This window comes from Photobacterium kishitanii, assembly GCF_000613045.3.
Classification (GTDB): Bacteria; Pseudomonadota; Gammaproteobacteria; order Enterobacterales; family Vibrionaceae; genus Photobacterium; species Photobacterium kishitanii.
Window position 1 is genome coordinate 852,139 of record NZ_LN794352.1, and the last position, 17,618, is coordinate 869,756.

14 protein-coding genes are annotated in these 17,618 nt (G+C 36.8%); 9 read left to right on the forward strand and 5 right to left on the reverse strand.

Annotated features, from left to right (window positions below):
- Positions 1–3: 3 nt before the first annotated feature.
- The 4 genes from PPBDW_RS04370 (at position 4) to PPBDW_RS04385 (ending at position 5,166) form a co-directional block, all read left to right on the forward strand.
- Positions 4–1,014, forward strand: coding sequence for a glycosyltransferase (locus PPBDW_RS04370; protein WP_036793612.1), 1,011 nt, complete (start codon positions 4–6; stop codon positions 1,012–1,014).
- Positions 1,014–2,432, forward strand: coding sequence for a mannose-1-phosphate guanylyltransferase/mannose-6-phosphate isomerase (locus tag PPBDW_RS04375; RefSeq protein ID WP_036793613.1), 1,419 nt, complete (start codon positions 1,014–1,016; stop codon positions 2,430–2,432). Before PPBDW_RS04370 ends, PPBDW_RS04375 begins: the two co-directional genes overlap by 1 nt.
- Position 2,433: 1 nt before the next feature.
- Complete coding sequence (locus tag PPBDW_RS04380) at positions 2,434–3,855, forward strand: phosphomannomutase (protein ID WP_036793614.1); 1,422 nt, start codon at positions 2,434–2,436, stop codon at positions 3,853–3,855.
- Positions 3,856–3,930: 75 nt separating this feature from the next.
- The gene (locus tag PPBDW_RS04385; RefSeq protein ID WP_082386810.1) at positions 3,931–5,166 is read left to right on the forward strand and encodes an exopolysaccharide biosynthesis polyprenyl glycosylphosphotransferase; all 1,236 of its coding nucleotides are present in this window, start codon (positions 3,931–3,933) and stop codon (positions 5,164–5,166) included.
- Positions 5,167–5,457: 291 nt separating this feature from the next.
- On the opposite strand, the gene PPBDW_RS04390 is transcribed toward PPBDW_RS04385, so the two are convergent.
- The 5 genes from PPBDW_RS04390 to PPBDW_RS04410 form a co-directional block, all read right to left on the reverse strand.
- A complete protein-coding gene (locus tag PPBDW_RS04390) occupies positions 5,458–6,429 on the reverse strand; it encodes an OmpA family protein (RefSeq protein WP_036793616.1) in 972 nt (323 codons plus the stop codon).
- Positions 6,430–6,784: 355 nt separating this feature from the next.
- Complete coding sequence (locus tag PPBDW_RS04395; RefSeq protein ID WP_036793617.1) at positions 6,785–9,004, reverse strand: YjbH domain-containing protein; 2,220 nt, start codon at positions 9,002–9,004, stop codon at positions 6,785–6,787.
- Positions 9,004–9,783, reverse strand: coding sequence for a capsule biosynthesis GfcC family protein (locus PPBDW_RS04400; RefSeq protein WP_054261978.1), 780 nt, complete (start codon positions 9,781–9,783; stop codon positions 9,004–9,006). The genes PPBDW_RS04395 and PPBDW_RS04400 overlap by 1 nt, the downstream gene beginning before the upstream one ends.
- A gap of 14 nt (positions 9,784–9,797) precedes the next feature.
- Positions 9,798–10,520 (reverse strand): YjbF family lipoprotein, encoded by a 723-nt coding sequence (locus PPBDW_RS04405; protein WP_036793619.1) that lies wholly within the window; start codon positions 10,518–10,520, stop codon positions 9,798–9,800.
- A 135-nt stretch (positions 10,521–10,655) separates the two neighbouring features.
- Positions 10,656–10,940, reverse strand: a complete 285-nt coding sequence (locus PPBDW_RS04410) for a hypothetical protein (protein ID WP_036793622.1) — start codon at positions 10,938–10,940, stop codon at positions 10,656–10,658.
- Positions 10,941–11,496: 556 nt separating this feature from the next.
- On the opposite strand from PPBDW_RS04410, the gene PPBDW_RS04415 reads away from it, so the two are divergent.
- The 5 genes from PPBDW_RS04415 (at position 11,497) to PPBDW_RS04435 (ending at position 17,599) form a co-directional block, all read left to right on the forward strand.
- A complete protein-coding gene (locus tag PPBDW_RS04415) occupies positions 11,497–12,639 on the forward strand; it encodes a polysaccharide export protein (RefSeq protein ID WP_036793624.1) in 1,143 nt (380 codons plus the stop codon).
- 161 nt (positions 12,640–12,800) lie between these two features.
- The gene (locus PPBDW_RS04420) at positions 12,801–13,241 is read left to right on the forward strand and encodes an arsenate reductase/protein-tyrosine-phosphatase family protein (RefSeq protein ID WP_036793626.1); all 441 of its coding nucleotides are present in this window, start codon (positions 12,801–12,803) and stop codon (positions 13,239–13,241) included.
- A 90-nt stretch (positions 13,242–13,331) separates the two neighbouring features.
- Positions 13,332–13,682: a four helix bundle protein gene (locus tag PPBDW_RS04425; protein WP_036793628.1), complete on the forward strand. Its 351-nt coding sequence runs from the start codon at positions 13,332–13,334 to the stop codon at positions 13,680–13,682.
- Between the two features lie 118 nt (positions 13,683–13,800).
- Positions 13,801–15,978, forward strand: coding sequence for a polysaccharide biosynthesis tyrosine autokinase (locus tag PPBDW_RS04430; RefSeq protein ID WP_036793631.1), 2,178 nt, complete (start codon positions 13,801–13,803; stop codon positions 15,976–15,978).
- A gap of 334 nt (positions 15,979–16,312) precedes the next feature.
- The gene (locus tag PPBDW_RS04435; protein WP_054261979.1) at positions 16,313–17,599 is read left to right on the forward strand and encodes an oligosaccharide flippase family protein; all 1,287 of its coding nucleotides are present in this window, start codon (positions 16,313–16,315) and stop codon (positions 17,597–17,599) included.
- The last annotated feature ends 19 nt before the right edge of the window (positions 17,600–17,618 follow it).

A 17,618-nucleotide genomic window follows, 5' to 3' on the forward strand; every position in this document is an offset into this window, starting at 1 on the left:
AATATGAAAAAAATTTTAATTTTTAATTTTTATGACGGGATTTTAAAAAGAGGAATCCCAATTTATACTAATAATTTACTTGAGTTATTAAAAAAAGAAAATGAAGTTAAAGTTATTAAAGCTCCTCAGTGGATTTTAAATAAGCCTCGATATATTATAGATTTTTTCTTTGTTTTATATGAGCAAATAATAACACCTATAATTGGGTTGTTAGGTGGATATGAAAAAGTTATCTACCCATATAATTCATGTTCAATATTATCATCTATATTTGGCAATAGCTTATTAATAATACATGATTTTATACCGAATAAAAAATATAAAGAAAAGAAATCATTATCTGCGTTGTATATATTGTTTAGTCAGTATTTTCATGAGCTTATGAATCGTGATGTTGCATTTGTATCCAAAACAACAATGAGATTAGCTAAGAATGTTGCAGCAATTAAAGGTTGTGATTTATATTATTTTCCTAATAGTTTTTATTTGTTAGATAACATTATTAAGCATGATTGTTTTGATGAACATGATAAAGGGAAATATGTTTTTTTAATTAGTGGTAGCGGTGAAAATAAAGAGTTTAAAAAAGCACTAAAATTATATAAAAATGTTTCTGATAAAGTACATTTGAAAGTTTTAGGGTTTGGCAATGATAATAAATTAGCAAAAGATATTATCTCTGAGGTTGATTGTGATAATGTTGAATTATTACCTCTGATATCTGATCATGAGTTATTAAAACAAATTTATAATTCATCATTTGTATGGGCTCATTCAACTGCAGAAGGATTTGGTCGACCGCTTATTGAAGGGCGAATGTGCGCTCGTCCTATACTAGCAACTAATATATCCGCGTTTAGAGAACATAAAGATCAGCATATTTATTTATATAATTTAGATAATACTTCTGATTTTTTAGAAATGTTTAACTCAGCATTAAAAGATAATGCTGAAGTGCCATTTATTAATACATATCATGTCGATTTAGAAAAGGAAGTAAGCAGGTGGCTATAATGATTAATAATAAAATATTGCCAGTAATTATGGCTGGAGGAGCGGGAAGTCGTCTCTGGCCTATGTCTCGAACGTTATATCCTAAGCAATTTTTAGAACTAATTTCTAATGCTACGATGTTACAGGAAACTGTGAAGCGTTTAGATAAATTAGATCATCAGGCACCTTTAGTTATTTGTAATGAGGAACATCGATTTATTGTTGCAGAGCAATTACGGAAAGTTAATATAGATAATAGCGATATAATACTGGAGCCTGTTGGAAGAAATACAGCGCCGGCTATTGCTTTAGCTGCTCTTAATATGTTAGAGAAAAAGCAAGATCCATTGTTACTAGTACTCGCGGCTGATCATATTATTCAGGATGTTGATGCATTTCTATCATCAATTAAGCATGCTGTTGATGAAGCTGAAAAAGGGAAGCTTGTTACATTTGGTATAATTCCTTCTCATCCTGAAATTGGGTATGGCTATATTAAACGTGGTGAAAAATTAGGAGATGAAACATTTGTTGTTGATGCTTTTGTTGAAAAGCCAAAACTTGAAACCGCAGAGAAATATGTAGCAAGCGGTGAATACTATTGGAATAGTGGGATGTTCCTTTTTAAGGCTTCACGCTATATATCAGAATTGAAAAAATATGCTCCAAATATATTATCTTCTTGCGAAAAATCTCTTAATAAATCAAAGAAAGATCTTGATTTTATAAGGGTAGATAAAAAAGAATTTATAGATTGTCCTGATGACTCTATTGATTATGCTGTTATGGAACAGACCCAAGATGCTGTAGTTGTTCCTATGGATGCAAAATGGAGTGACGTTGGCTCATGGTCTTCACTATGGGAAATTAGTAATAAGGATGAGAATAATAATGCTATACGTGGTGACGTATTAGCAGAGGATACCTCTAATAGTTATATTTATTCCCAAAATAAATTAGTTGCGACGGTTGGGGTGGATAATTTAATCGTTGTTGAGACGAAAGACGCCATATTAATTGCTGACAAAGATAAAGTTCAAAGTGTAAAAAATATTGTTGAACGTCTTAAACAAGAAAATAGATATGAATATCTACAACATCGTGAAGTATTTCGCCCGTGGGGAAGTTATGATGAAATAGCTAAAGGTGATAGATATTTAGTTGAGCATGTAATCGTTAATCCTGGCGAAAAAACAGCGCTGCAAATGCACTATCATCGGGCTGAGCACTGGGTTGTTGTTAAGGGTACTGCTAAAGTAACATATAATGATAAAACGTACTTTTTGACTGAGAACGAGTCAACTTATATTCCAATTGGAGTTGCTCATTCTATTGAAAATCCGGGCCTTATACCTCTCGAGTTGATTGAAGTTAGATCTGGTGCGTATTTATCTGAAAAAGATATTGTTCGTATAGATGATGTAAGTATTGGTGAATAATATGCTAAAAAGTATTGATGTTATAAAAGAGTCTGGTATTCAGTTTGGTACAAGTGGTGCACGTGGTTTAGTAGAGCAATTCACAGCTAATGTATGTGCTGCATTTACACATGCATTTATTACTTGTATAAAAAAGGATTTTGACTTTAAACAAGTAGCTATTGCTATAGATAATCGTCCAAGTAGTCCAGCAATGGCTCAAGCTTGCGCAAAAGCGATTGAGCAATTAGGACTAGAGGTTGTGTATTATGGTGTAGTACCAACACCAGCATTAGCCTATGTATCTATGCAAGATAATATACCTTGTATTATGGTTACAGGTAGCCATATTCCGTTTGATCGTAATGGACTTAAGTTTTATCGTCCAGATGGTGAAATTAGTAAAAGTGATGAGCAATTTATTTTAAATGCTACCGCTGAATTTAATGAGATCACTGAATTACCGAAATTAATTGCTAGTAATAAAGCATCTGAAAGATATATTGAGCGTTATACATCATTATTTAATAATAAAATGTTAGCAGGTAAACGTATCGGTATTTATGAACATTCAAGTGCTGGACGTGATTTATATGTTCCACTTTTTGAAGAGTTAGGTGCAGAAGTTATTTCAATAGAACGAAGTGATGAATTTGTGCCAATTGATACTGAAGCGGTGTCGGACGAAGACAAACAAAAAGCCAAGTTATGGTCAAAGCAGCATAATCTTGATTTTATATTTTCTACTGATGGTGATGGTGATCGTCCGTTAGTTGCAGATGAAAATGGTGATTGGATTCGTGGTGATATACTAGGTTTACTGTGTGCAGATGCTATGTGTATTGAAGCATTAGTTGTACCTGTTAGTTGTAATACTGCGATTGAAAGTTGCGAACTATTTAGTTTTGTAAAAAGAACTAAAATTGGTTCACCTTATGTTATTGCAGAATTTAATGCTCTTGGTGAAAAATATAATTCAGTAGCAGGCTTTGAAGCTAATGGTGGTTTTTTATTAGGTTCTGATACAGAAGTTAATGGTATATTTATTAAAGCATTACCAACTAGAGATGCTGTTTTACCTGCCTTAATGTTATTATCGAAAGCAAAACAAGGACCTATTTCTGAGTTAATTAAAGTATTACCTCAGCGATTTACACATAGCGATCGTATTCAAAACTTTGCAACAGAAAAAAGTATAGCTATTCTTGATGATGCTAAAATGTCACAGCAAGAATTTTTAGAGCGTTTGGGTTTTAATGGTTATATTGTAAAGTCAATAAATATGACAGATGGTCTAAGGCTAACATTAACAAATAATGATATTATTCATTTTCGTCCTTCTGGTAATGCTCCTGAACTTCGGTGTTATGCTGAGTCTGATATGTTAGAACAGTCGTATTTTTTAGTTAAAAAAGCATTGAAAAATATTCAAAAATTTCAATAATATTTTTAGTGTCATGTATTATTATAGTATCGCTTGATTTTATAATAATACACTTTGTATCGAAGAGATTTTTTGATGTTTATTAAAAAAGTTAAACAGATATTATCTAATTCTTACCTATGTCATAGCATAGGATTATTTATAGTTTTAGGTACACTTAATTTATTCTCGGAAGAAAGAGCTGAAACAGTTTCAAATTCCATGTGGATGGTAGGGATCTGTTATTTAGCTGCTGCGATGACGCTTCCTCGTATAACTAGTTATTTATTAGTTGAGCGTAAATATTATATTTTACCAGTACTATCAAGTATTTTTATTGTTGCAATAACTATAATGTTTATGACTCGTATTGAGTATTCTCGTAGTATTGTTTTTTATGGCTGGATATTGAGTTTTTCTTGGTTATTTTTTACTGCATTTCTACGCCAAGAAAGCCAACGTTTAGTTCTTTTTGCTATTCCTAACTTCGATATAAACTCTTTAAATCAAAGGGGTAGAGTGCGTGTCATTGAACTAAAAGCACCTTATGATATTGCAAATATTAAAGGTAGTTTAGTTGTTGATTTACATCGTAATCTTTCTCCTGAAGCTGAAAAGTTTATAGCTGATTGTAGCTTGAATAATATTGCTGTTTTCCATGCTGAAAGTATTCGCGAGATGCTTGAAGGTAAAGTACAAACTAAGCATTTGATGGAAAATGCGATTGGTTCATTGCAGCCTAATCCGCTTTACATGACTTTTAAGCGTATTTGGGAATCATTTATTATCATCGTGACATTTCCGATTACATTACCAATAATGGCTATTACGGCTATCTTAATTAAGCTTGAAAATCCTGGTCCTGCTATGTTTATACAAGAGCGAGTTGGACAAGGTGGTAAGTTATTTCGAATCTATAAGTTTCGTAGTATGACTATCAAGGAAGCTGGTGCTGAAGATAAGTTTGCTACGGCAGAGCAAGCACGAGTGACTAGAGTTGGTAAGTTTATTCGTAAGTTTCGAATTGATGAACTACCGCAGTTTTTCAATGTGTTGAAAGGCGATATGGCGTTAATTGGTCCTCGTCCTGAACAAGATAGCTTTGTGAAACAGTTTGAGCAAGAAATTCCATTTTATGGCTATCGTCATATGGTTAAACCAGGAATTACTGGCTGGGCTCAAGTGGTTCAAGGTTATGCTGATGATACTGAATCGACATCAGAGAAGTTAGCACATGATTTATACTATATAAAAAATCTTTCTTTTTGGTTAGATATTAATATCGTATTTAAAACTATTCGAACCATGCTTACTGGCTTTGGTGCTCAATAACTAAAGTGTGACTTAAAGAAAACCCAACTTACATAATGAGTTGGGTTTTTTTTTGCTTATAGTTTGGTATCACGAGCTACTATCCACGCGTTGTAGAGTAAATGCATTCGCTGGTGTCTTTCAGGCTCAATGGCATGGTGAGTAGATCCTGGATAATTCGTGCCTCTCTTCTGGGGGGACGGAATTGAACACCCATAAAAAATCCGCCATAACCGTGAAGTTATGGCGGATTATTAGCGAGTACTGGTTACGTAATAAATACGTCGTACTAAGCTATTGTGTCAGTAATAATTACTGAGCAACAACTTGAGTAACTGTCTCGATGTTTAGCTCAGGAATGATGATGTCAACACGACGGTTTTCAGCACGACCTTCAGCAGTATCGTTAGAAGCTACTGGATCTAGCTCACCACGGCCTTCGCTAAGAATACGATCTTCACCCATGTTTAGGTGTGCGCGTAGTTCTTTAGCAACAGTTGCAGCACGCTCTTCAGAAAGCTTTTGGTTGTATGCTTCAGGACCAGTGCTATCAGTGTGACCAACAACAGTAATTGTTGCATCTGGGTATTGGTTTAGACGCTCTTCGAAAGGCACTAGGTGTGCAGCATCGCCAGCAGTAATTTCAGCGCTATCGAATGCAAACGGTACAGTTAGCTTTAGCTCTTCGATAGTTGCTACAGATACTTGATCTACATAAACAACTTCAGGAGCAACTACAGGTGCTGGAGCGCCCCAGTGGTATGCTAGAGAAACGCCAGCGAATTGAATGTCAGCACCGCCAACATCTTTGTAGTATTGGTATTCAACACGTGTAGAAACGTTGTTGTTGATGTAGTACTCAGCACCAACACCAGCTGTTGAAGCCCAGCCGTTGTCATCGTGAGTTGCGCCGTTCTTCGCGTTCCAATCGTAGTAGAAAGCACCTAGCTTACCAAAAATGTCGATTTTATCGTTGATAGCGTAAGAGAATTTACCAACAAGATCTGCACCTTGAGCTGTAAATTTGCCTAGGCCATTCTCAACACTTGCGCTACCTAGGTTAGTGTAACCAACTTCACCAGCGAACCATGGTGTGATCTGGTAACCAGCAAAAACACCGCCTGAAAGGTTTTTGTTATCAAGATCGATGTTGGTAGTGCTGTCTTTGATGTCGTAGAAGCTATTACCTAAACGAGCACCAGCATAAAAAGGGTTATCTGTTGCAGCATTTACCGCGCCAGATACAAGAAGAGCAAGAGGTAGTACTAGAAAAGTTTTTTTCATAATATTTGCCGTATTTTCCTAATTGTAATAGATCCGACTTAAGCCGGTAATTTTCGCACTATTTATATGAAAGTGCTTGTCTATACCCTACAATAACAAACGCGATTGGGATATATTTTTCATATATAATAATGCATTTTTTTTGAATGACATAGCAATTAAACGGTGTTTCATTTATTTTGCTATTTAGAGTGTAACAAACTGTTAATAAAGAATTATTTAATACCAAAAAGGTATATTATTTGATGTTATTTGCTTTTACCGCAAGTTCAAAAAGTGCGTATTTACAAAAATGAGTCGAATAGTGACGAAAATCGGTAACCCAAAGAATGAGTTACCAATTTATTAACACAATTTAGTTATTAAAAGCTTTACGTCCGCTCCATGGTTGACGCCCATCGGTTAAGTCATAAAGGTGATATTGACGACCTAACATTTGACCACCATCACGGTTCATTGGTAACCATGAGATATGGGCACGGCTAGTGCTTGGTTTAACAGTTAGAATGTCGAATGGAATCGAGATATAGAAGCCTTTATTAAAGCTACCTTCACCGTATTCTGCTGCTGACATACTCGTTTTAGTGATAAAAGCACCAGCAATGATGCCGCTATCAAATTGCTTCGAGAAGTCGATAGTTACGCCAGTATCTTCAGCTAAATAACGTCCAGCACTGACTTTTAATAGTGTATTCGGTAACCATTGCCATTGTGGTTGGTAATACGCGGTTAAATTACCCGTTGTAGTGCCTGTTTGGACTTCGTATGGGCGACCTAAATGATCATCGTATTGATTCTGATCTTTAAAGAATCCAAATGCCGAATGTGGATCACGCTGCTTAACATAATTGACATCTAATCCCAGAGCCCAATTACTGCCAACAGGGCGGTAAAGCACCTCGCTACCCACACCACCAAACATCACTTCTAAATAACCCGCATACGCTTGTGCATACCAATTACTTGATACTTGATCCAACCACGTTAGCTGTAAGTTATTCATTCGTAATGTGTTATCAGTAATGTACTGACGTACCAAAGTACGCACACGTTTATTATGAGTGCCATCTGGCGGCACATCATATTTAAATTTGTCGTAAGTATCGTAAAGGTTTAAATAAACCGAGCCGCCGATTGTAAAGTGGTTATTAAACCAATAATCAGCACTGGCAGTGACACCGACATTAAACATGTAGAAGCCTTCTGAGCCACCTAATGATTGCTGGAGGGTTGGTGCAATACCGATATTCCAGTTCTGATTCAGATCAACCATTTGTTGACCTTGAATATCTGTAGGTGCAGCAGTAGTACGACTATCAGCAATATTACTGCCGATATAATCATTGTTTGCGACTTGTAGCAGTTGCTGACGGTTAAGCACTGTTTCAGTGATTGGCTGATTAGCAACCGTTTCAACAATATGGAATTGTTCTACTTTTGGGGCCTGATTATTAAGTAATATTCCCGCACGTAACTGAGCTTGATCACGATCGCGATATTTAACCTGCTCGGCAACCACAGTAATGCTACTGTCACCATTCTGATAAATGGTTGGATTTTTGTAGCCCGCAATTTTCTCAACATCTTGGGCTAATTGTTGCCATTGCTCGGTGGTTAAATTATTTGTTGTCGGTGTTGTTACCGTTGGCATTGGCTCATCTAACCAACTCGCTTTAAGTTGGTTAAAATTAGTATTAACGCTTAAACCGAAGCTAACGGTAGTGCCACGCTCATAACTGATATTAGCGGTTGCCCAATCGGTTAATTGATAGACAGCACCAATATTGAAGGGTGATTTAGGCGTCATATCATGGCCACGATTGGCACGAAAATCATCAGTGTAATCGTTACCGTCATACTCTAACTTTAGCTGTAATGGTTGCCATGGCGTTTGGTATTCCACCCCACCATAAAGGGCTGCATTGCCCTTAAACCAACGTTGTGTATCAAAACTACCGCCATTACCTTTAAAGCCATTGTTACGATCGCAGAAAGTATCACTTAGTTTACATAATGGGTTAGTGATATTGCCACGCTGGCCGATATAACCCCAACCTAAACCAAGGGTGAAATCTAATGGTCCAAGTCGTTTGTTAGCGGCAATAAATTCGCCATCAAATAAGCCGGTGCCACCAATATCACGAATACCTACCGCCACTTCCGGTAACCAATAAGATTCTTGCCATAAACGTAGTTTTGCATCAATACCTTTGTCGGTATAGAGCGTATCGCCACTAAAGCTTTGACTACTACTGTAATAAAGATCAGGGACCTGAGTATAACGAATGGTGGTTTCTAGCCATGGCAACAGTTGTAATGATGCCCAGTAATGGTGGTAATCACTGCTAATAGTGGTACCAAAGGTAAACTCACCTTCAGTATGCATACGAGCGGTTGGCATCTGCATTAAGCCCACACCACCAAAATCATTGTTGGAATAGCGCATTTCAGGGTAGCTAAACTCATCTGCCTGCGCATTACACAATGGCAGTAACGCGATAGCTAATGCAGATAAAGTAAATAAAGGACGTTGATATAGGTTGCGGCGAGTAGAAGCCGATGTGACAGAGTTCATTACAACGTCCTGTTGGTTAGCATTGAAGAAATATCGTGGTTTAAGCCACTGTAATCATGAAATAAAGACTGGTAACCAAGGTAGATAATTGCCCCTGGTGCAATATCGGCGTGGTTGTTATTCCAATACGCAATCGAATGTTGTTGTATTGCCCCATCAGGTTGAATCACAGTTACGTAACTGTTGGCAGCAATATCAATTGGCGTCACTTGGGCTAAATAATCTTTAGCTGCCATTCGAGGCTGCCAATCAAGTTGTTGCGGTTTTTCAATTGCGCCAATAACGGTGACCGAAGTTGGACGATTAGCCAGTTGTAACTGATAGTTACCCGTTAATAATGGGTTATCGGTTTGGTTCAAACGTACTTTATCGATATCAATAGCCACAGCTAAGCGTTGGGTCTTAATCTGTTGTTGTAACCACTGCGCGGTATTAGCAAAACTATGGCTAATAGCTACATCGTCGCTGTGGTGTTGACTTAATTGGGTTAGCTGCTTTATCAACGCCGATTTAGTTGCTGGTTCGGTGGTGGTGGTTAAGCTACTACCAAGCCAATATGGTGTCGCAATAACAGTACGAAGTTTAAGGCTATCGCTAACAACTTGTGCCAACCGTACCGGCTCGGCGTATTGTAAACTTACTGCTGCCGCTGAATTACCGTTAGCATGGAGAGTGATGAGGTTTTGTGCCACGGTTGGCATTGAAGCCAATAAGCATAGACTTGCTAGCGCAGAGTAAATCGAGTGGCGAGCTGTTGTAGTGAAAACTGAACAAGACATAAAAGATACTACCGTTAGCCAAAAGGTTTAAGAATAGTCATTTCAACACTAGGTAAAGAGGGGGCTAAATATTGCTGGCTCTTTACTACTTTCCCCGTCGTTTGATCAACCCAAAAAGTATTACTGTAGTGGCGATCAAGCTGTTTTACGGTGACATTTTCACGAAAGCGCAGCACAGGCACTGAGTTGCCATTAATGGTTAATACTTCTGGCTGTTCAAACACAAACTGTGAGTCGAGTTGATAACCGATGTGGTAACCCGGTTGCCAATCAATCGTGCGCTGCCAAGTTGTGGGTGTTGATGCCAAATGTAAACCGAGAGCTAATGGATCGGGGGTATTACTTTGAGTCGCTAATAAATTACCAGTGCTCAAGTTAACGGTTTTTATAATTCGTCCACTTTGGGTGACCAGCATGCCGTTATCACTGGCAAGCCATTTAAGTTGTGGCGGTGACGCTTTTGAGGACGTATTCGTTACTGTTTCACCTGTGGCTGATTCAGCTAGTGCTAGCACCATAAATAGCTGCGCTTGATTATCGATACGAACATAAGTGCTGGCATAAGGTAATGCTGCAACGGTATAAGCCGATTTATGAATATCGGCGGTGCCTCGTACGGCAAGGCGAACAGTATCGTTAACACTGGTTATTTTTTGGCTACAGCCTGAAAGCAATAAAGCTGCTGTCGATATCAGCAACAGCTTTGAAATAGGGAGGTGAGTGATATTTTTAAGCATGGGCAGTGCTTCCGATCGGCTATCCAAATAGAGCTATAGATTGCGATAATCGAATAGCTTACAAAATAGAATAACCGTGGCAAGCACGGTTATTTTTTTATTAACCTAAATTTTTATCAGGTCAAATCTGATCAATTACTTAGCTGCGCTAACAGAAGTAGAAGTAGAAGTAGTTGTTGAGTTAGTGTTGCCTGAATCTGATGCAGCTAGTGCGATTGCCGCTACTGCTGCAGCGCCGCCAACAGCAACAGCAACAGTTGTACCAGCAGCAGTCGTTGATGCAGCTGGAACACCAGCAGCTTGACCGGTTGGTGCTGGTGCAGCTTCTACTGGTGCTGCATCATCTGCAACATAACCGCCAGCGAATGCTGATGAAGACATAGCCATAGCTGCTAGAAGAACGAACGCATTCTTTTTCATGATGTAAATCCTTATCGATAAAAATAATATATAGGTTGTCAAAAAAATGACATTTCTTATAGTGAATTATTAGTGCACTGAATTAATAATTATACCGAATAATTACATATAACCACGTAAGGTTTTTTTGGCTTTTATGCGCCTGAGTGTGTAAAGTGTGATATTCATCACTGTTATTGGATGCAATGTGGCATTATTTAAATTGATGGGTTGCAAATTTTTACTTTTTATGATTGCCTTAAATTACAATTAGTTACATATTTTTATTAAGTAATATATGGATACTAATTGGGCTGATTTTTATATTTCATTTTATATGTAAATTAAGTAGAATTCGTTAGCAATATAAACGCTGTCAATATTAGGTGTTATTTTTTAAATATATATATGCAGATTAACTGTTAATTATTGCTGTTATATATTTGTGGTGTTTATGTTTTTTTGTCAATAAAAAAATTATACTTTTTAAAGCAAGTGAGGAGCTGTAACCTTCGGGCGGTAGCATGCTTATTTGCAATGAATCCCCATCCATCAATGCTGAAATGAACTTAATCTCATGGAATTATCAAAAAAATTGCTTGTCACAGCAGTTGCTTCTGTAATGTTAGCTGGCTGTAGTATGCCGGGATCGCATCTTAGCCTTGATGGTAAGCACGTTACTGAAGTCAATCAGGAACAACCTACACTTGATCAACAAGTGAATGTTTTTCCGTTAACTGTTAATAATATTAGCCAATTTAAAGTGGCGAAAATTGCAGCACAGGTAAACACTAAGCTTGAACAAGAAGTTGCTGGTTATGAATATCATGTCGGCCCTGGCGATATCTTAAATATTACCATTTGGGATCACCCCGAACTGACTATTCCTGCAGGTTCTTACCGTAGTGCGAGTGAAGCCGGTAACTGGGTTCATGCTGACGGTACAATCTTTTATCCTTACATAGGAAAAGTACAGGTTGCGGGTAAAACGGTATCGCAGATTCGAACTGATATCGCGCAGCGATTAGCTGAATATGTTGAAAAACCACAAGTTGATGTTAACGTGGCGGCGTTCCGTGCTCAAAAAGCCTATGTTACTGGTGAAGTGAAAAATCCAGCCCAACAGCCGATTACCAATGTGCCTTTAACCTTACTTGATGCGATTAATAAATCAGGCGGTTTAGCAGCTGATGCGGATTGGCGCAATGTCACATTGACCCGCAATGGTAAGGATCAAACCTTATCGTTATATGCGCTAATGCAACGTGGTGATTTAACCCAAAACCGTCTGTTACGTAACGGCGATATTGTCCATGTGCCACGTAATGACGCTCAAAAAGTGTTTGTGCTGGGCGAAGTTAAAGAGCCTAAGCTACTTAAAATTGACCGTGCAGGCATGAGTTTAACCGAAGCCTTAAGCGGCGTAGGTGGCATTAATGAACTGCAAGCTGATGCAACTGGCGTGTTTGTTATTCGTGCTAATCATCCGGATTTAACCAAAACACCGCATGCACCCGCTGCGAATATTTACCAATTAAATATCAAAGATGCGACTGCATTAGTGATCGGTACCGAGTTTGAATTACAGCCTTATGATGTCGTGTATGTCACCGCTGCACCGATTGCGCGTTGGAACCGTGTGATCCAACAACTTGTGCCAACCATTGGTAGCTTTAATCAGTTATCTGAAGGCATGAACTACTATTTGAACTTAAAGTAATTCATACAGTAACAATTTAATAACCCATATTTAAATGGCGAGTAAAGCGACAACCGCATTACTCGTCTTTTTTGTGTCTAATTTTTAATTATGTAGACGGATGATAGTTTAGAACCTCGAATATCGAACCTCGCAATATCATCCCTCGAAAGCTATTTACTATGTTCAATAAAATTCTTGTTGTTTGTGTAGGCAATATTTGTCGTTCACCATCAGGCGAACGCATTCTTAAAGCAAAATTACCCAATAAACATATTGCTTCGGCTGGCGTTGGTACTGCGAAAAGTGGTTTAGTCGGCAAACCTGCCGACAAAATGGCAGCTGAAGTGGCACTTGCTCATGGTTATTCTCTTGAAGGTCACCAAGCTCAGCAACTAACCAGTGATTTATGTCGTGATTATGATCTGATTTTAGTGATGGAAAAAGGCCATATCGATGCAGTTACTAATATCGCCCCTGAAGCTCGTGGCAAAACGATGCTGTTTGGACAATGGATTGGCCAGCAAGATATCCCTGATCCATATCGTTTAAGCAAAGAAGCGTTTGATCATGCATATGATTTAATTGATCAAGCCGCTACAGCTTGGGCAAAGAAGTTATAACTTAGTTTACGAGTATCGAGATTATGAGTCTTAAGGATAAAGCTCTGATAAACGTGACTAAAATATTGCAAAATAACTTATGGAGAAGTGATGCAATATATGAAGTTAATTGTTTGGCAACGGAGTTATCAAGCAGCATTAAAATCCTGCACCTTAATTAAGTCTTGTAATAACTATGCCTTAAAAGATCAAATTTCACGGTCTGCAATATCAATACCATCAAATATTGCAGAAGGCGCTGAAAGGAAAACAGCAAAAGATAACGTAAAGTTCTTATATATAGCAAAAGGATCGTGTGGTGAATTATTAACTCAAATAATGTTAGCTCGTGATCTTAACTATATAGAAGAGAAAAGTGCAAATCTGCTGATTACTGAACTTTATGATATCAGTAAGATGATTGGTGGATTTATTCGTTATCGTTCACAGCAAATATCATAATTACCTCGAAACTCGAAACTCGAAACTCGAAACTCGAAACTCGAAACTGTTTTATTCTCGATGATGTTTAAGCTAATTCATCCCTTAAACCTCGTCCCTTATATTCCTATGGATTTTTATGACTGCGACTCAAAACACCCAAGCTAATTCTTCGCCAGGAACGGACGAAGTCGATATTGGTAAACTGTTTGGTATTTTAATTGATAACCGTTGGCTGATTATTATCACCACCTTTATCTTTGCTGTTGTCGGCATCGGTTATGCTTTACTTGCGACCCCCATTTATAAAGCGGATGCGTTAATTCAAATTGAAGCAAAAAGTTCAGGTATGCCAGCTCTCGGTGGCGACATGGCTGAAATGTTTGGTGGTAGTGAATCAAGTTCAACCACAGAAACTGAAATCATCAAATCACGGATGGTATTAGGTGAAACCGTTGATAAGTTAAACCTGACTACAGTCGTTAGCCCTGAATATTTCCCGATTGTAGGTAAAGGCTTAGCCCGCTTAATGGGTGAGCAGCAATTTATTAATGTCTCGCGTTTTACGGTTGCCGATGGTCGTGAACAAGGCGGTTATCAAATAGTTGTTATTAACGCAGATAAAGGTGAGTACCAACTTAATGATAGCGATGGCCGCAAGGTTCTAGTTGGTAAAGTGGGGGAATTAGCCCAAGAAAATGGTTACCAACTATTTATTACTGATTTACAAGCGGCTAAAGGCGATGAGTTTTCGTTAGCGAAAATTACTCGCATTGATGCAATTCAACATTTACAACGTAATTTATCTGTAGCAGAGCAAGGTAAACAAACCGGTATTTTACAATTATCAATGCTTGGTGAAAACCGCGCTGATATTAAAGCAATTGTTGATGACATCAGTAAGAACTACTTTCTACAAAACGTAGAGCGTAATTCTGCAGAAGCTGAAAACAGTCTCGCATTTTTAAAGCAACATTTACCTGAAATTAAAATTCAATTAATGGCGGCAGAAGATAAATTAAATAGTTACCGTCAAAAGAACGAGTCAGTTGACTTAAGTCTAGAAGCTAAATCGGCACTTGAAACAATGGTGGCGCTTGAGTCGCAATTAAACCAGTTAACTTTTAAAGAAACTGATATTTCACAACGTTTTACTAAAGAGCATCCTGCTTATATTTCATTAATGGATAAGCGCAAAACATTATTGAAAGAGCAAACGCGTTTAAATAAGCGTATTGAAACTTTACCAGCGACTCAACGTGAAATTTTACGTTTAACCCGTGATGTTGAAGTTAACCAACAAATTTACGTACAATTATTGAATAAAGTTCAAGAGCTTAATATTGTTAAAGCCAGTACTGTCGGTAACGTGCGTATTCTAGATGCTGCCCAAGTTTATACTAATGCGGTTAAGCCTAAGAAAGCATTGATCGTGGTATTGGCAACTTTATTGGGTGGCATGTTAAGTGTTGCGATAGCATTTTTGCGTGCTGCATTGCATCGTGGGGTTGAAAGCCCAGATGAGATCGAAGCATTAGGATTACCGGTTTATGCCTCTATTCCATTATCAGATTGGCAAACCGATTTAGAAAAGAAATCTAAATCAAAGCAACAATTACAGATTAGCCAAGCGTTATTGGCTGTTTCAAACCCTGCTGATTTATCGATTGAGGCACTACGCAGCTTACGTACTAGTTTGCACTTTGCGATGATGGAAGCACGTAACAATATAGTGATGATTTCAGGTCCTAGCCCAGGTATCGGTAAGTCATTTGTGTCTGCTAATATGGCGGCTGTAATGGCGAAAGGCGGTCAGCGAGTATTAGTGATTGATGCCGATATGCGTAAAGGCCGCATGGAACGTCAAATGTGTGTCGATAGTAAGCCTGGCTTAGCGGATTACTTAAGTGGTCAACAAACATTAGAGCAAGTGATTAAATCACCAGGTGTTGAAAATCTAGATTTTATCGCTCGTGGCGCAGTACCACCTAACCCATCTGAGTTATTAATGCATCCGCGTTTAAAAACTCTATTGGATTGGGCTTCTGAAAACTATGACTTAGTGTTAGTTGATACACCGCCAATTTTGGCAGTAACAGACCCTGCAATTGTTGGCGCTCATGCTGGTACAACCATGATTGTGGCGCGTTTTGGCTTAAACCCAGTCAAAGAAATTGAAGTGACTAAACATCGTTTTGAACAAAATGGTATTGAAGTTAAAGGTTGTATTCTTAACGCCGTGGTGCGCAAAGCAAGCTCAACTTATGGCGGCAACTATGGTTATTACAACTATAGTTACGTGAGTGATAATAAGTAAGTTGAATCAAGGAAAGATATATTTAGGGGCTAGGACTAGATAAATTTGTCTTAGTCTCTAAAATAGACAAAAAAGTACTAGTCATTATTATGATTAGTGTTTTTTATGCTTGAATTTTATTGATGTTAAAGGTTTGATTATATCAATAATCGTATATTTTATATTTCGTATAGCTATTGTTCCCAAATAGAAAGTAATATAGTAATTATCCAATTAATCTCGATATAGATTTCGTATTAAAACAGATATACGAAAAAATAGCGTATTGTATTAAATTTATTATTTATATTAATATAAAATTTCCGTGAAATTATATATCATGTTGGTAAATTAAATGAATTTTAGTTTATTTAAAAATATTTCACTCTTATGGTTAGGGTCAATATTAGGTGCTGGTTTTAGTTTTATTAGTCAAGCTATATTAGCTCGAAATTTAGGAACAGAATCCTATGGGGTTTTTTCTGCTTCTTTAGGTACCGTTAATATGTTAATGCCCCTTGCTGGATTTGGGGTTGCTGCTTTTTGGTTAAAAGCATTTGGTCAGGAGGGATGGAATGGAACAAGATGGTTATCTGCATCTTTTAAATTTATATTTTCATCGTCGGTTTTACTAGTTGTATGTTTAAGTCTTTGGGCTTTTTATGGCCCAAATGGTATTTCAACTAGAAATGTATTACTCATATTATCATTTATGATATTTGGTTTGTCAGTACAAGAACTTTTTTTCGCAAAACTACAATTAGAAGAAGCTTTTGGTCAATATACATTTTGGCAATTAATTACTCCACTTTTAAGATTATTGGTCATTTGCATTTTTTATTTCATAGGAGTGATTAATGTAACAAATATTGCAATTTCATATACATTGCTTTCTTTTATTGTTCTTATTATATCTGTTTACCATCTAAATAAAATATATCTAGGAAACTTTAAACTTAAAGGGCATGGTATTTCACCCCTTGTTAAAAATAAAAAAAATAAAAAAAATATAAGTGAACTAATAAGTGGATGCTGGGTTTTTGGACTCTCAGGTATGTTTTATATCGTTTGGAGTCAAAGTAATGTAATTATTTTAAAATATATGGTTAGTGATCATGATGCTGGAATTTATAGCGTTATTGTTTTAATTATAAATGCTATTTGTATCTTACCTACAGTTATATATACAAAATATTTATTGCCTAAAATACATCGATGGGAAAAAAATGATTTAAATCAATTAAGGAAAATATTTATCATTGGAAATAAAACAATGTTTTTATTTGGTTTATTATCGATGTTATTAATATTGCTTTTTTCTAAGTGGTTTATTTTACTTGCATTTGGTGATGAATATAAAGAATCAATTTCATTGTTGATGTTATTGTCAGTAATACTTCCTGTTAGGTTTGTTGGTCATAGTATTGGTTCATTATTAGTTGTTAATGAACATATGAAACAAAAAATTAAAGTAATGGGTTTTGTTGCATTGTTGAACATAGTGCTTAATTTAATATTTATACCTATCTTAGGTGTTTTAGGTGTGATTGTTTCATCAATAATATGTGAAATAGTTTTAGTTTCTTTATATTACATTTTAGTGAAAAGGAAATATATAGATACTATGTGGAGTATTAAATGAGTATTTTTGAGAGATGTTA

What these genes read in the sequence shown, in the direction of transcription:
- PPBDW_RS04385 (WP_082386810.1), top strand. Translation starts at nt 3,931, where the DNA reads ATGTTTATTAAAAAAGTTAAACAGATATTATCTAATTCTTACCTATGT.
- PPBDW_RS04420 (WP_036793626.1), top strand. Translation starts at nt 12,801, where the DNA reads ATGTTCAATAAAATTCTTGTTGTTTGTGTAGGCAATATTTGTCGTTCA.
- PPBDW_RS04370 (WP_036793612.1), top strand. Translation starts at nt 4, where the DNA reads ATGAAAAAAATTTTAATTTTTAATTTTTATGACGGGATTTTAAAAAGA.
- PPBDW_RS04410 (WP_036793622.1), bottom strand. Translation starts at nt 10,940, where the DNA reads ATGAAAAAGAATGCGTTCGTTCTTCTAGCAGCTATGGCTATGTCTTCA.
- PPBDW_RS04395 (WP_036793617.1), bottom strand. Translation starts at nt 9,004, where the DNA reads ATGAACTCTGTCACATCGGCTTCTACTCGCCGCAACCTATATCAACGT.
- PPBDW_RS04375 (WP_036793613.1), top strand. Translation starts at nt 1,014, where the DNA reads ATGATTAATAATAAAATATTGCCAGTAATTATGGCTGGAGGAGCGGGA.
- PPBDW_RS04405 (WP_036793619.1), bottom strand. Translation starts at nt 10,520, where the DNA reads ATGCTTAAAAATATCACTCACCTCCCTATTTCAAAGCTGTTGCTGATA.
- PPBDW_RS04430 (WP_036793631.1), top strand. Translation starts at nt 13,801, where the DNA reads ATGACTGCGACTCAAAACACCCAAGCTAATTCTTCGCCAGGAACGGAC.
- PPBDW_RS04425 (WP_036793628.1), top strand. Translation starts at nt 13,332, where the DNA reads ATGCAATATATGAAGTTAATTGTTTGGCAACGGAGTTATCAAGCAGCA.
- PPBDW_RS04435 (WP_054261979.1), top strand. Translation starts at nt 16,313, where the DNA reads ATGAATTTTAGTTTATTTAAAAATATTTCACTCTTATGGTTAGGGTCA.
- PPBDW_RS04390 (WP_036793616.1), bottom strand. Translation starts at nt 6,429, where the DNA reads ATGAAAAAAACTTTTCTAGTACTACCTCTTGCTCTTCTTGTATCTGGC.
- PPBDW_RS04415 (WP_036793624.1), top strand. Translation starts at nt 11,497, where the DNA reads ATGGAATTATCAAAAAAATTGCTTGTCACAGCAGTTGCTTCTGTAATG.
- PPBDW_RS04380 (WP_036793614.1), top strand. Translation starts at nt 2,434, where the DNA reads ATGCTAAAAAGTATTGATGTTATAAAAGAGTCTGGTATTCAGTTTGGT.
- PPBDW_RS04400 (WP_054261978.1), bottom strand. Translation starts at nt 9,783, where the DNA reads ATGTCTTGTTCAGTTTTCACTACAACAGCTCGCCACTCGATTTACTCT.